Below are 13793 nucleotides of genomic sequence, written 5' to 3'. Positions count from 1 at the left end.
CGGGACAGACCACTACGCTTGGGGGCATGCCTGTCGAATTCCGATCACGCCTGCTCGATGCGCTGTCCCAGCGTGTTGTCATCGGCGACGGTGCCATGGGAACGATGCTGCAGGCCGCAGACCTGACGCTGGACGATTTCCGCGGCCTCGAAGGCTGTAACGAGATCCTCAACGACACGCGTCCCGACGTGCTCCGCCAGATCCACCGGGAGTACTTCGAGGCGGGCGCGGACGCCGTCGAGACCAACACCTTCGGGTGCAACCTCCCCAACCTCGCCGACTACGACATCTCGGACCGCATCCGCGAGCTGTCCTACAAGGGAACGATCCTGGCCCGCGAGGTCGCCGACGAGATGGGTACCGGGCGAGACGGCATGGGCCGCTTCGTGCTCGGGTCCATGGGGCCGGGCACCAAACTGCCCACCCTCGGCCACGCCCCGTTCCGGGCGCTGCGCGACGCCTACGCCGAAGCTGCGCTGGGAATGATCGACGGTGGCGCCGACGCCGTCCTGATCGAGACGTGCCAGGACCTGCTCCAGGTGAAGGCCGCCATCCTCGGCAGTCAGGCCGCGATGGAGCAGCTGGGTATCCGCATCCCGATCATCACGCACGTGACGGTCGAGACCACCGGCACGATGTTGCTGGGCAGCGAGATCGGCGCGGCACTGACCGCGATCGAGCCGCTCGGGGTCGACCTGATCGGCCTCAACTGCGCCACGGGCCCCGCCGAGATGAGCGAGCACCTGCGTCACCTCAGCAGGCATGCCACCGTGCCGGTCTCGGTCATGCCCAACGCCGGCCTGCCGCAGCTCGGCCCCAAGGGTGCCGAGTACCCGCTCGGTCCCTACGAGCTGGCCGAGGCGCTCAGCGGCTTCGTCACCGAGTTCGGCCTCTCCCTGGTGGGTGGCTGCTGTGGAACCACCCCGGAGCACATCCGCCAGGTCGCCGACGCGGTGCACGACGCGCGCCGCGGAGTGCGGGACCCGAAGCCCGAGAAGGGTGTCTCGTCTCTCTACGCAGCGGTGCCGTTCGAGCAGGACGCCAGCATCCTCATGATCGGCGAACGCACCAACTCCAACGGTTCGAAGGCGTTCCGTGACGCGATGCTGGCCGAGGACTACCAGAAGTGCCTCGACATCGCGAAGGACCAGACGCGCGACGGCGCGCACATGCTCGATCTCAACGTCGACTACGTCGGCCGCGACGGTGCTGCCGACATGTCGGCTCTGGCCTCGCGCCTGGCCACCTCCTCGACGCTGCCGATCATGCTCGACTCCACCGAGCCCGCAGTCCTGGAGGCCGGGCTCGAGCACCTCGGTGGGCGCAGCGCGGTCAACTCCGTCAACTACGAGGACGGCGACGGGCCCGACTCGCGCTTCCAGCGCATCATGACGCTGGTCAAGCGTCACGGAGCGGCGGTCGTCGCGCTGACGATCGACGAGGAGGGTCAGGCCCGGACGGCGGACTGGAAGATCCGCATCGCGGAGCGGCTCATCGCCGACATCCGCGACAACTGGGGTCTTCCGGAATCGGACATCATCCTCGACACCCTGACGTTCCCCATCTCGACGGGCCAGGAAGAGGTCCGGCGGGACGGCATCGAGACCATCGAGGCCATCCGTCGACTGCACGAGAGTCATCCCGAGGTGCACTTCACCCTGGGTATCTCGAACATCTCGTTCGGCCTCAATCCTGCTGCGAGGCAGGTGCTCAACTCGGTCTTCCTGCACGAGTGCACGGAGGCCGGGCTCGACACGGCCATCGTCCACGCGTCGAAGATCCTCCCCATGGCGCGTATCCCCGAGGAGCAGCGCCAGGTCGCGCTCGACCTCGTGTACGACCGTCGCCGCGAGGGCTACGACCCGTTGCAGGCGCTCATGGCGCTGTTCGAAGGCGTCTCCGCGGCGTCCGCACGCGAGTCGCGGGCGCAGGAACTGGCCGGCCTTCCCTTGTTCGATCGCCTCGAGCGCCGCATCGTCGACGGTGAGCGTGCCGGGCTGGGAGACGATCTCGACGAGGCGATGCAGGAGAAGCCGCCGCTCGCGATCATCAACGAGACGCTGCTGTCCGGCATGAAGACCGTCGGTGAGCTGTTCGGGTCCGGGCAGATGCAGCTTCCGTTCGTGCTGCAGTCCGCCGAGGTGATGAAAGCCGCTGTGGCACACCTCGAGCCGCACATGGAGGCGTCCGACGAGGACGGCAAGGGCCGCATCGTGCTCGCCACCGTCAAGGGCGACGTCCACGACATCGGCAAGAACCTCGTCGACATCATCCTGAGCAACAATGGCTACGAGGTGGTCAATCTCGGTATCAAGCAGCCCATCTCGGCGATCCTCGACGCCGCGGTGGACAAGCGTGCCGACGTCATCGGCATGTCCGGTCTGCTGGTGAAGTCCACGGTGGTCATGAAGGAGAACCTGCTCGAGCTCAACGCCAAGGGCGTCGCCGAGAAGTTCCCCGTCATGCTCGGTGGCGCAGCGCTCACCCGGTCCTATGTCGAGAACGATCTCGCCGAGGTCTACGAGGGTGAGGTGTCGTACGCGCGTGACGCGTTCGAGGGCCTGCGCCTGATGGACACGATCATGAACACCAAACGCGGTGTGGCGCCGGCTCCCGACAGCGAGGAGGCGCTCGCCGCTCAGCAGAAGACCGCGGAGCGCAAGGAGCGGCACGAGCGGTCCCGGCGCATCGCCGCGAAGCGCAAGGCCGCGGAGACACCGGTCGTCGTTCCCGAGCGCTCCGACGTCTCCGTCGAGAAGGAGCTTCCGGCGCCCCCGTTCTGGGGCAGCAGGATCGTCAAGGGCATCTCGCTGTCCGAGTACTCGGGGCTTCTCGACGAGCGTGCCCTGTTCCTCGGTCAGTGGGGTCTGCGCGGCGCACGCGCCGGTGAGGGCCCGTCCTACGAGGACCTGGTGGAGACCGAGGGCCGTCCGCGCCTGCGGTACTGGCTCGACCGCCTCAGCACCGATGGCATCCTCGCGCACGCGGCACTGGTGTACGGGTACTTCCCGGCAGTGTCCGAGGGTGACGACGTGGTGGTTCTCGAATCCCCGGAACCCGATGCGGCGGAGCGCTTCCGGTTCACGTTCCCGCGCCAGGACCGCGGCAGGTTCCTCTGCATCGCGGACTTCGTGCGGTCGCGAGACCTCGCCCGTGAGACGGGGGTGGTCGACGTCCTGCCGATGAACCTGGTGACGATGGGTCAACCCATCGCCGACTTCGCCAACGAGCTCTTCAAGGCGGATGCGTACCGCGACTACCTCGAGGTGCACGGCATCGGCGTGCAGCTCACCGAGGCGCTCGCGGAGTACTGGCATCGCCGCGTCCGCGAGGAACTGGTGCTGCCCAGCGGCCGCTCCCTCGTGGATCAGGATCCGTCCGACGTGGAGGGGTACTTCAAGCTCGAGTACCGCGGTGCCCGGTACTCGTTCGGGTACGGCGCGTGCCCCGATCTGGAGGACCGCATCAAGCTCGTCGCGATGCTCGAACCCCAGCGCATCGGGGTGGATCTGTCCGACGAGCTGCAGTTGCACCCCGAGCAGTCGACGGATGCGTTCGTGCTGCACCACCCGGAGGCGAAGTACTTCAATGTCTAGCGGGCAGGCCGGAGGCCGGTCGGAAATGGGCGGGCAGGCCGGAGGCCGGTCGGATGTCTGAGCTCCAGGCCGTCTTGTTCGACATGGACGGGACGCTGTTGGACTCGGAGCGCCTGTGGGACATCGCGGTGTACGAGCTGTCCGTATCACTCGGGCGCGAGCTCACTCCGGAGGTGCGGGAGTCGACTCTGGGCAACTCGATGATGGGTGCGCTGGCGAAGGTCTACGCGCACGTGGGACGGGAGGCGTCGCCGGAGAACCTGGCGGAGTCCGCTGCCTGGCTCAACGGCCGTGTGGTCGAGCTGTTCGCGGGTGGTCTGCCGTGGCGTCCGGGTGCGGAGGCCGCGCTGGATCTGGTGCAGTCGGCCGGTCTGGGGTGTGCCCTCGTCACCAACACCGAGCGCATGCTGACGGAGATCGCGCTCGAGACGTTGGGCCGTCACCGCTTCGGCGCGACCGTGTGCGGCGACGAGGTGACGCACGCGAAGCCCGCTCCCGATCCGTACCGCCGGGGCGCAGAGCTGCTCGGTGTCGACACGGCGTCGTGCGTCGCCGTCGAGGATTCGCCCACGGGAACCGAGTCCGCCGTCTCGGCGGGATGCGCCGTCGTGGTGGTGCCCTCCGAGGTGCAGGTGCCCAGCGGACCGGGCCGTACGTTCCGCACCACCCTCGAGGGGCTCACCCTCGACGATCTCCGGTCTGCGCGCGCCGGGGGACACTGATAGCGGTCCGCGGGCCGCGTCGTGGAACAATCATCACCCGTGAAGAACTTCGAGTCCCTGTTCGCCGAGCTCACCGACCGCGCTGCCACCAGGCCCGAGGGCTCGGGCACCGTCGCCGCGTTGGACGCGGGTGTGCATCAGCAGGGCAAGAAGATCCTCGAGGAGGCCGGCGAGGTGTGGATCGCCGCGGAGCACGAGACGGACGAGGCGCTGGCGGAGGAGATCTCGCAGCTCCTGTACTGGATCCAGGTGTTGATGGTCGGGAAGAACCTCTCCCTCGAGGATGTCTACCGACATCTGTGAGCGGACCACCCCACTTCCACCGCCACCGATCTTCCCGCACCCCAGGAGTCCCACCATGCTTCGCGTCGCCGTCCCCAACAAAGGTTCCCTGTCCGAGCTCGCCGGAGAGATTCTGAGCGAGGCGGGCTACCGTCGCCGCGCCGATTCCCGCGATCTCACCGTGCTCGACAACGCCAACAACGTCGAGTTCTTCTTCCTCCGTCCCAAGGACATCGCCATCTACGTGGGCTCGGGTGAGCTCGATCTCGGCATCACCGGCCGGGATCTGTCGCTCGATTCGGGCGCACCCGTGACCGAGCGGCTCGCACTCGGGTTCGGCAACAGCACCTTCCGCTACGCCGCGCCGGCCGGCAAGGAGTGGACCCCGAACGATCTGGCGGGGCTCCGCATCGCCACGTCGTACCCCAACCTGGTCCGCCGGGACCTCGCGGCGCGGGGCCTCGAGGCCACCGTGATCCGTCTGGACGGAGCCGTCGAGATCTCCATCCAGTTGGGTGTCGCCGATGCGATCGCCGATGTCGTGGGCTCGGGACGCACACTGCGCCAACACAACCTGGTGGCGTTCGGTGAATCCCTGTGCGACTCGGAGGGCGTGCTCATCGAGCAGGCGGGCTCGCCAGTCGACGACAAGGCGCGCAACCAGCTCATCGCGCGTGTCCAGGGCGTCGTCTTCGCCCAGCAGTACCTGATGCTCGACTACGACTGCCCGCGCAGCATCCTCGACGACGCCGTCAAGATCACGCCCGGCCTCGAGTCGCCGACGCTGTCCCCGCTCGCTGACGAGGCGTGGGTGGCCATTCGTGCCATGGTTCCGCGCAAGGGACACAATGCCGTGATGGACGAGCTCGCCGAGCTCGGCGCCAAGGCGATTCTGGCGTCCGACATCCGGTCGTGCCGCGCATTCTGACGCGTCCGCTCCGTTGTGATCGGTCCCAGTAGTTCCTGATCGGTACCGACCAGTCTCCTCTCGTCGCTAGAGTCGCGTCGTCGAGAGGATCCGTCATGACCGTCGTCGATTCTGCGAGCCCCGACCTGCTGGTCTCGCTCGCCGCCGCACTCACCGGAACACTGTCGCGTCCGGGGGAGCCCGGATACGAGCGGTCGGTGCCGTGGAACGTCGCCGTCCCCGTCGATCCGGTGGCAGTCGTCGCGGCCGCCACCGCGGACGACGTCGCCGCCACCGTGCGGGCAGCGCGCGAGGCCGGGCTTCGCGTGGCCGTACAGGCCACCGGACACGGGGCGGTGCGCATCTGTCCGGACACGATTCTGGTCCTCACCGGTGATCTCGACGAACTGACGATCGACCCCGACACGCGCGTCGCCCGACTCGGCGCCGGGGTCCGGTGGCAGCAGGTTCTCGACGCCGGCGCGCCGTCCGGATCGGCGCCGCTGTGTGGGTCGTCGCCGAACACCGGCGTCACGGGATTTCTGACCGGTGGGGGAATCGGGCCGGTGGCTCGGACGTACGGGGTCTCGTCGAGTCGCGTGCGCGCGTTCGATCTCGTCACGGGCGACGGCACACTGCGCCGGGTGACACCGGACAGCGACGCCGATCTCTTCCGCGGCCTGTGTGGGGGCAAGTCGACACTCGGCATCGTCACCGCGGTCGAGACGGAGCTGCTGCCGATCGCCGAGTTCTACGCGGGCGCACTGTATTACGACGGCCGGCACGCGGCGGCGGTACTCGAGGCGTGGCGGGTGTGGAGCGCCACGCTGACCGAGGAGCACAACACCTCGCTCGCGTTCCTCCAGCTCCCACCGCTGCCCGGCGTGCCGGAACCGTTGGCCGGGAAGTTCGTGGTCGCGGTGCGTTTCGCATCGGTCGCGGAGCCGGGGATCGCAGCCGACGTCCTCGCACCGATGCGCGCTGCGGCCCCGACCGTCATCGACACGGTCACGACCATTCCGTACGCGGCGGTGGGGTCGGTGCATGCCGACCCGGTGGATCCGATGCCGACACGTGAGGCCACGACGATGCTCCGCGTGTTCGACGAGGAGGCGGCAGCGACCGTGTTGGTCATGACCGGCCCCGCGTCGAGTTCACCGCAGGTGATCGTGGAGCTGAGGCTGCTCGGCGGCGCTCTCGGCCGGCCGGGACCGCATCCCGACGTGTACTGCCATCGCGAGGCCGCCTACAGCCTCCTGTGCATCGGAGTGCTGGCGCCTCCCGTGGCCGATGCGGTGATCGCGCACAGCGAGGCAGTCGTGGAGGCTCTGGCACCGTGGTCGACCGGTGGCGCGTTGCCCAACTTCGCGGCGTCCGACGACCCCGCTCACCTCGCACGGGTCTACGACGAGGACACCCGGGCCTGGCTCGGAGCCCTGGCCGAACAGCACGATCCCGCGGGGACCTTCCGCGTCGGACAGGTGGTCCGGCTCGGCTGATCCGGTGTGGAGACGTCAGGGGCGAGCGCGCACCTCGAGTGTTTGGAACGTGCGGCCCACCGACCCCGTCGCGTCGTACAACGTCGAGGTGCACAGCCCGATGCCGTCGTCGCCGATCGCGGTGCGGGCCTGCACACCCACCCATTCGCCGACGGGTTCGCGCACGATCTGCACCGTCAGATCGGTGTTGAGGAACGTCCACTTCGTCGGATCGAGAAGTGCCGCGACGCCGTTGGCGATGTCCGCCACGGCGAACAGTCCGACGATCGGCGACGTCTGCTCGCCGGCCACCACGGGATACCTGGGACGTGCCCACACCCGGCCGGGCTCCGACGCCGTCACCGGGCGGGCGCCCCGGAACTCGAGACTGTCGAGGAACCCGCCGTGCCAGTGGTCCGGAAAGGCCCACCCGGCCTCGGACTCGTCCGGACCGGGCACCAACGGTGGATCGAGAGTCTGCCCGGCCGCCGAGGTGTCGGTCATCGCCACGCGCCAGGCCGTGGCACGCGCGACCGCCCTGGTCGACCCGTCGGGCAGATCCGCGACGAGGTCGGCCGTCAGCATGGCGACCCGGCGACCGGGGCGTTCCACACGGGCCTGCACGGTGAGTTCTCCGACGGGCACGGGCCCGAGGATCTCCATCGTCACCCGCGCCAGCCGGGTGCCCGGCACCGGCGAACACTGCTCCAGCGCTCGGGCGAGCAGCGCCGACGGGGGAGCGCCGTGTTGCATGGTCTCCGCCCACACACTCGTGGTGAGCCGCGTGGCGCGATAGCGATCGGTTCCCTCGACACGGACGAAGAGTGCGTCCTCGCTCACGCCGTGACCTCCGTCGGCTCGCTCGGCCACCCCGGGTACTCGGGCGGAGTGCCGCCGAAGGACGGGCACAGGGCCTGGAAGTCGCACCACCCACACAGCTTTCCGGGCTTGGGGCGGAAGTCGCCCGTCTCGCCGGCGGACCGGATGGCCGTCCAGATGGCGGACAGCGTCCGTTCGAATCGGCGGAGCTCGTCCTCGTCCGGGGCGTAGGTGAGAATCTGGCTGTCCTTCAGGAACAGCAGGCGCAGCTGCGCGGGAACGATGCCGCGCGTGCGCATCAGCACCACCGCGTAGAACTTCATCTGGAACAGCGCCTTGGCCTCGGCGATCTCGCGCGGCGCCTTGCCCGTCTTGTAGTCGACGACGCGCAGTTGCCCGGTGGGCGCGACGTCGATGCGGTCGATGTAACCGCGCAACAGCACGCCGTCGTCCAGTTCGGTCTCGACGAGCTGTTCGCACGACTCGGGATCGAACCGTGTGGGGTCCTCGAGCGAGTAGTAGGACGCCACGAGCGACTGCGCCTCGGCGACGAACTTCTCGCGCTCGTGCTCCTCGACGAGATCGGCCGCGTACTCGTGCGACACGACCATGGCGTCCCATTCCTCCCGCACGAGGGTGCCGGCCCGCGTCGAGACCCGGTCCGCCGCGGGCAACGCGTAGAGCGACTCGAGGGCGGAGTGCACGAGGGTGCCGCGCAACTGCGCCTTCGACGGCGGTGCGGGCAGGCGGTCGATGGCCCGGAACCGGTAGAGCAGGGGGCACTGCTTGTAATCCGCTGCGCGCGAGGGCGACAACGCGGGACGACGGCGAGGACGGTCGGGTGCCGCCGCGGCGACGTCGGTGACGACGGGGTCTTCGGTCGAGATGCTCACGGGGCCGACACTATGCCCGCTCACCGACACGATCCGGTATCTGCCCTACAGTTCCCCGGGGCGCGTCGCGCCCCGAGAGCGCCCCGCTTCGTGGGCGGGACCAGAGTGCACCGGAAAGAGGACCACCCGTGGAACCGACCGACACCGACACGTCTGCGCGCGCGAGCGGACCGTTCCGCGTCGGTGATCGCGTGCAGCTCACCGACGCCAAGGGGCGGCACTACACGGTGGTGCTCGACGCGGCCAAGGAGTTCCACACCCACCGCGGCGGGATCCGCCACGACGATCTGATCGGTGTCGACGAGGGCAGCGTCGTGAAGTCGACGAACGGCACCCCGTATCTCGCTCTGCGCCCGCTCCTCGTCGACTACGTGCTGTCGATGCCGCGCGGCGCGCAGGTCATCTACCCCAAGGACGCCGCCCAGATCGTGCACGAGGGCGACGTCTTCCCGGGTGCCCGCGTGCTCGAGGCGGGTGCCGGTTCCGGCGCCCTGACGTGTTCGCTGCTGCGTGCCGTCGGTCCGCAGGGGCGCGTCATCTCCTACGAGGTGCGCGAGGACCACGCCGTGCACGCGGTGCGCAACGTGGAGACCTTCTTCGGCGAGCGGCCGGAGAACTGGGACCTGGTGATCGACGACGTCGCCGCGTTCGACGTCGCGCGTCACGAGGGCATGGTCGACCGGGTGGTGCTGGACATGCTGGCGCCGTGGGACGCACTCGACGCCGTCGCCGGTGCGCTGGTTCCGGGCGGCGTGCTGATCGTCTACGTGGCCACCGTCACGCAGTTGTCCAAGGTCGTCGAGGCCCTGCGTGCGCAGGAGTGCTGGACCGAGCCGCGGTCGTGGGAGTCGATCGTGCGGGGGTGGCACGTCGTCGGGCTGGCAGTGCGACCCGAGCACCGCATGCAGGGGCACACCGCGTTCCTGGTCAGTGCGCGTCGTCTGGCCGAGGGCACCGTCACCCCGAAACCGCAGCGACGGGCCGGCAAGACCCCCACCGAACCCGCCTGACACCGGGGGTTCATGCACCGACCGTGTGCCGTTCGTCCGCTGTCTGTCGGTGGTCGGTGACAGTGTCTGACCACGGTCGTCACACACGTTTGCGTTTCGCCCGGTAGCGTTGAGAAATCGCTTTGGGAGGAGTCCTGCATGAGCCCTACAGACAACCCGGACCAGTCCGCAGTCCTGGCCGAACTCGATGCCCTGCGAGCCGAGGCCACCGTCCTGCGCCGACAACTCGACGCTTCCCGTGGGGGTGCGCCGTCGGCGGACACCCGTAACACCGACGTGCGTGATCTCGAGTCGCGGGTCGACTCGCTCTCCACACGCAACACGAAGCTGATGGAGACGCTCAAGGAGGCGCGCCAGCAGCTCATCGCCCTGCGCGAGGAGGTCGACCGGCTCGGCGCACCGCCCAGCGGTTACGGCGTCCTGGTGCACACCTACGACGACGCGACGGTGGACGTGTTCACCTCGGGCCGCAAGATGCGCCTGACGTGCTCGCCGAACGTCGACGCCACCGCACTCCGGCCCGGCCAGACCGTGCGTCTGAACGAGGCCCTCACCATCGTCGAGGCGTGTGAATTCGAACGCGTCGGCGAGATCAGCTCCCTTCGCGAGATCCTCGAGGACGGCAAGCGCGCCCTCGTCGTCGGCCACGCCGACGAGGAACGTGTCGTGTGGTTGGCGACTCCGCTGCAGGAGATGGCCGACGACGAGGCACCGGAGGATCCGGACGGGCCGTCGCGCCGCCTGCGCCCCGGCGACTCGTTGCTGGTCGACACCAAGGCCGGCTACGCGTTCGAGCGCATTCCCAAGGCCGAGGTCGAGGACCTCGTGCTCGAGGAGGTCCCCGACGTCGGCTACGAGGACATCGGCGGCCTCGGGCGGCAGATCGAGCAGATCCGCGACGCCGTGGAACTGCCCTTCCTGCACAAGGATCTGTTCCGTGAGTACTCGCTGCGCCCGCCCAAGGGTGTGTTGCTCTACGGGCCTCCCGGCTGCGGCAAGACACTCATCGCCAAGGCGGTCGCCAACTCACTGGCGAAGAAGATCGCCGAGGCACGGGGGCAGGACGCACGCGACGCGAAGTCCTACTTCCTCAACATCAAGGGCCCCGAGCTGCTCAACAAGTTCGTCGGTGAGACGGAGCGCCACATCCGGTTGATCTTCCAGCGGGCTCGCGAGAAGGCGTCGGAGGGCACTCCCGTCATCGTGTTCTTCGACGAGATGGACTCCATCTTCCGTACCCGTGGGTCGGGCGTCTCGTCCGACGTGGAGACCACCGTCGTTCCTCAGCTGCTGGCCGAGATCGACGGTGTCGAGGGCCTCGAGAACGTCATCGTGATCGGTGCGTCCAACCGCGAGGACATGATCGACCCGGCCATTCTTCGCCCGGGCCGTCTGGACGTGAAGATCAAGATCGAGCGGCCGGACGCCGAGTCCGCGCTCGACATCTTCTCGAAGTATCTCGACGACTCGCTGCCCGTCAACGCCGACGATCTCGCGGAGTTCGGCGGCGATCGCGCCGCCTGCATCCGCGGCATGATCGAACGCGTCGTCGAGCGCATGTACGCCGAGAGCGACGACAACCGATTCCTCGAGGTCACCTATGCCAACGGTGACAAGGAGGTCCTGTACTTCAAGGACTTCAACTCGGGCGCGATGATCCAGAACATCGTCGACCGCGCGAAGAAGTACGCCATCAAGTCGGTGCTCGACACCGGGACACCGGGTCTGCGCGTCGGACACCTCTTCGACTCCATCGTCGACGAGTTCGCCGAGAACGAAGATCTGCCCAACACCACCAATCCCGATGACTGGGCGCGCATCTCGGGCAAGAAGGGTGAGCGGATCGTCTACATCCGCACGCTCGTCACCGGTAAGAACGCCAGTGCGAGCCGCTCGATCGACACCGAGTCGAACACGGGTCAGTACCTCTGACCGCCCACCTGTAGCAGCGCCGAGACGATCACGCGGGTGTCCGGAACGAAGGGCCACGCGGGATCGTCCAGGTGTGTCAGCACCTCGACGTCCGACCACCACCAGCCGTCCGCGATCTCGGACGGCTGGTGGTGCATCGGTCCGTCGTGACGCACCTCGTACGCGAACAGGTGGCAGCGCACCGTCGCAGCGCCGGATCGTCCCGTCCAGCGGCCGACCACCGGGTCGCCCGTCACGTCCGCTACGACGCCGAGTTCCTCGGCGAGTTCTCGCGAGGCGGTCTGTCGAGGGTCCTCCCCGGCATCGACGACCCCACCGGCCAGAACGTCGTGCATCCCCGCGAACACCGACTTGGTCGTCGTGCGGCGGTGGACGTACACGCGTGACCCGTCGGTGGATCGCACCAGCACGCCGGCACTCGCGTGCCACAGGCCGCGCTCGTACACCTCGGTGCGCGGCGCTTCGCCCACCACGTGGCCACGCTCGTCGTACACGGCCACGATCTCGTCGTCAGGCATGCGTCACCGCTCCCACTCGATCAGGGGTCACAGGGTCGATAGCCTAGGGTCGAGAGCATGCAGCGCATCATCGGCATCGAGGTCGAGTACGGAATTTCCTCTCCTACCGAGCCTTCCGCCAATCCGATCCTGACATCCACCCAGGCGGTGCTGGCGTACGCCGCCGCGGCGGGTGTGCCGCGGGCCAAGCGGACGCGCTGGGACTACGAGGTGGAATCGCCGCTGCGTGACGCACGCGGGTTCGACCTGGGCCGGTTCAGTGGCCCGGCGCCGATCATCGACGCCGACGAGGTCGGCGCGGCCAACATGATCCTCACCAACGGCGCGCGTCTCTACGTCGACCACGCCCACCCGGAGTACTCCGCACCGGAGGTGCGCGATCCGCTCGATGCCGTCATCTGGGACAAGGCGGGGGAGCGCGTCATGGAAGCGGCTGCGCGCCATGCCTCGAGCGTGCCCGGCGCCCCGCGCCTGCAGTTGTACAAGAACAACGTCGACGGCAAGGGCGCGTCCTACGGCACCCACGAGAACTACCTGATGTCTCGCGAGACCCCGTTCTCCGCGATCATCGCCGGGCTCTCGCCGTTCTTCGCCTCCCGCCAGGTGTTCACCGGCTCGGGCCGCGTCGGCATCGGTCAGTCCGGAGACGAGCCCGGATTCCAGCTCTCGCAGCGCGCCGACTACATCGAGGTCGAGGTGGGCCTCGAGACGACGCTCAAGCGCGGCATCATCAACACCCGCGACGAGCCGCACGCCGACGCCGACAAGTACCGGCGCCTGCACGTGATCATCGGTGACGCCAACCTCGCCGAGATGGCGACCTATCTCAAGGTCGGAACGACGGCCCTGGTGCTCGACATCGTCGAGGCCGGCGTGGACCTGTCCGATCTGCAGCTGGCCCGTCCGGTGACGGCGGTGCACCAGATCAGTCACGACCCGACGCTGCGCCGCACGGTCGCGCTCGCGGACGGTCGCGAGCTGACGGCGTTGGCACTGCAGCGCATCTACCTCGAGCGCGTCTCCGCGCATCTCGACGCACAGGGCGAGAAGGATCCGCGCGCCGCCGACGTCGTCGAGAAGTGGGCGATGATCCTCGACAAGCTCGAGCGCGACCCGATGGACTGCGCGTCCCTCCTCGACTGGCCGGCGAAACTGCGGCTGCTCGAAGGGTTCCGCAACCGCGAGGGACTCGGCTGGTCGGCGCCGCGACTGCACCTCGTGGACCTGCAGTACTCGGACGTCCGCCTCGACAAGGGTCTTTACAACCGGCTCGTCGCGCGCGGATCGATGGAACGGCTGGTCTCCGAGCAGGACGTCATGGACGCCGTCTCGACCCCCCCGACCGACACCCGCGCGTACTTCCGCGGCGAGTGCCTCCGCAAGTTCGGCCGCGACATCGCGGCCGCGAGCTGGGACTCGGTCATCTTCGACCTCGGTGGAGACTCGCTGGTGCGTATCCCCACCCTCGAGCCACTGCGGGGGAGCAAGGCCCACGTCGGTGCTCTGCTCGAATCGGTGGACTCGGCCGCAGAACTGGTGGACCAGCTCACCACCTGACGGTCCGCCCGTGCCGGACGTACGGTGGGTTGTCACCCTGTGACGGCGCATGCTCGGTAGGGTGAAGTTTCGCTGCGTG

General features: G+C 68.4%; 11 protein-coding genes. 8 read left to right on the top strand and 3 right to left on the bottom strand.

The genetic code is table 11. From position 1 onward, the window contains the following. The first annotated feature begins 26 nt into the window (after positions 1-26). The 5 genes from metH (at position 27) to QRN16_RS04725 (ending at position 7006) form a co-directional block, all read left to right on the top strand. Positions 27-3596 (top strand): methionine synthase, encoded by a 3570-nt coding sequence (metH, locus tag QRN16_RS04745; RefSeq protein ID WP_285184869.1) that lies wholly within the window; start codon positions 27-29, stop codon positions 3594-3596. Between the two features lie 53 nt (positions 3597-3649). Continuing rightward, positions 3650-4318 (top strand): HAD family hydrolase, encoded by a 669-nt coding sequence (locus tag QRN16_RS04740; RefSeq protein WP_285184867.1) that lies wholly within the window; start codon positions 3650-3652, stop codon positions 4316-4318. Positions 4319-4339: 21 nt separating this feature from the next. Continuing rightward, positions 4340-4621 (top strand): phosphoribosyl-ATP diphosphatase, encoded by a 282-nt coding sequence (locus tag QRN16_RS04735; RefSeq protein WP_197027761.1) that lies wholly within the window; start codon positions 4340-4342, stop codon positions 4619-4621. A gap of 55 nt (positions 4622-4676) precedes the next feature. After that, entirely contained in the window at positions 4677-5528 is an 852-nt protein-coding gene (hisG, locus tag QRN16_RS04730; RefSeq protein WP_027505349.1) for an ATP phosphoribosyltransferase, read from the top strand. A gap of 95 nt (positions 5529-5623) precedes the next feature. Then, positions 5624-7006, top strand: a complete 1383-nt coding sequence (locus tag QRN16_RS04725; RefSeq protein ID WP_285184863.1) for an FAD-binding oxidoreductase — start codon at positions 5624-5626, stop codon at positions 7004-7006. Positions 7007-7021: 15 nt separating this feature from the next. Here QRN16_RS04725 and QRN16_RS04720 read toward each other — a convergent pair whose 3' ends face one another. Together QRN16_RS04720 and QRN16_RS04715 are read right to left on the bottom strand one after the other, a co-directional pair. Beyond that, the gene (locus tag QRN16_RS04720; protein ID WP_285184860.1) at positions 7022-7825 is read right to left on the bottom strand and encodes a thioesterase family protein; all 804 of its coding nucleotides are present in this window, start codon (positions 7823-7825) and stop codon (positions 7022-7024) included. Next, positions 7822-8697 (bottom strand): RecB family exonuclease, encoded by an 876-nt coding sequence (locus QRN16_RS04715; protein ID WP_373428291.1) that lies wholly within the window; start codon positions 8695-8697, stop codon positions 7822-7824. The genes QRN16_RS04720 and QRN16_RS04715 overlap by 4 nt, the downstream gene beginning before the upstream one ends. A gap of 128 nt (positions 8698-8825) precedes the next feature. On the opposite strand from QRN16_RS04715, the gene QRN16_RS04710 reads away from it, so the two are divergent. Both QRN16_RS04710 and arc read left to right on the top strand, forming a co-directional pair. Beyond that, complete coding sequence (locus QRN16_RS04710; RefSeq protein WP_027505353.1) at positions 8826-9707, top strand: tRNA (adenine-N1)-methyltransferase; 882 nt, start codon at positions 8826-8828, stop codon at positions 9705-9707. 138 nt (positions 9708-9845) lie between these two features. Continuing rightward, complete coding sequence (arc, locus tag QRN16_RS04705; protein WP_027505354.1) at positions 9846-11639, top strand: proteasome ATPase; 1794 nt, start codon at positions 9846-9848, stop codon at positions 11637-11639. Here the strand turns inward: arc and QRN16_RS04700 are convergent. After that, positions 11627-12157 (bottom strand): NUDIX hydrolase, encoded by a 531-nt coding sequence (locus tag QRN16_RS04700; protein ID WP_056444586.1) that lies wholly within the window; start codon positions 12155-12157, stop codon positions 11627-11629. The genes arc and QRN16_RS04700 overlap by 13 nt on opposite strands. A 57-nt stretch (positions 12158-12214) precedes the next feature. On the opposite strand from QRN16_RS04700, the gene dop reads away from it, so the two are divergent. After that, entirely contained in the window at positions 12215-13714 is a 1500-nt protein-coding gene (gene dop, locus QRN16_RS04695) for a depupylase/deamidase Dop (RefSeq protein ID WP_285184854.1), read from the top strand. Positions 13715-13793 lie beyond the last annotated feature (79 nt).

Origin of the sequence: Rhodococcus sp. MEB041 (genome assembly GCF_030208955.1) — a bacterium.
Classification (GTDB): Bacteria; Actinomycetota; Actinomycetes; order Mycobacteriales; family Mycobacteriaceae; genus Rhodococcoides.
This window is presented reverse-complemented; position numbering and strand designations above follow the sequence as displayed.

Coding starts and splice junctions, on each gene's coding strand:
- hisG (WP_027505349.1), top strand. CDS start 4,677: ATGCTTCGCGTCGCCGTCCCCAACAAAGGTTCCCTGTCCGAGCTCGCC.
- arc (WP_027505354.1), top strand. CDS start 9,846: ATGAGCCCTACAGACAACCCGGACCAGTCCGCAGTCCTGGCCGAACTC.
- QRN16_RS04725 (WP_285184863.1), top strand. CDS start 5,624: ATGACCGTCGTCGATTCTGCGAGCCCCGACCTGCTGGTCTCGCTCGCC.
- QRN16_RS04740 (WP_285184867.1), top strand. CDS start 3,650: ATGTCTGAGCTCCAGGCCGTCTTGTTCGACATGGACGGGACGCTGTTG.
- dop (WP_285184854.1), top strand. CDS start 12,215: ATGCAGCGCATCATCGGCATCGAGGTCGAGTACGGAATTTCCTCTCCT.
- QRN16_RS04700 (WP_056444586.1), bottom strand. CDS start 12,157: ATGCCTGACGACGAGATCGTGGCCGTGTACGACGAGCGTGGCCACGTG.
- metH (WP_285184869.1), top strand. CDS start 27: ATGCCTGTCGAATTCCGATCACGCCTGCTCGATGCGCTGTCCCAGCGT.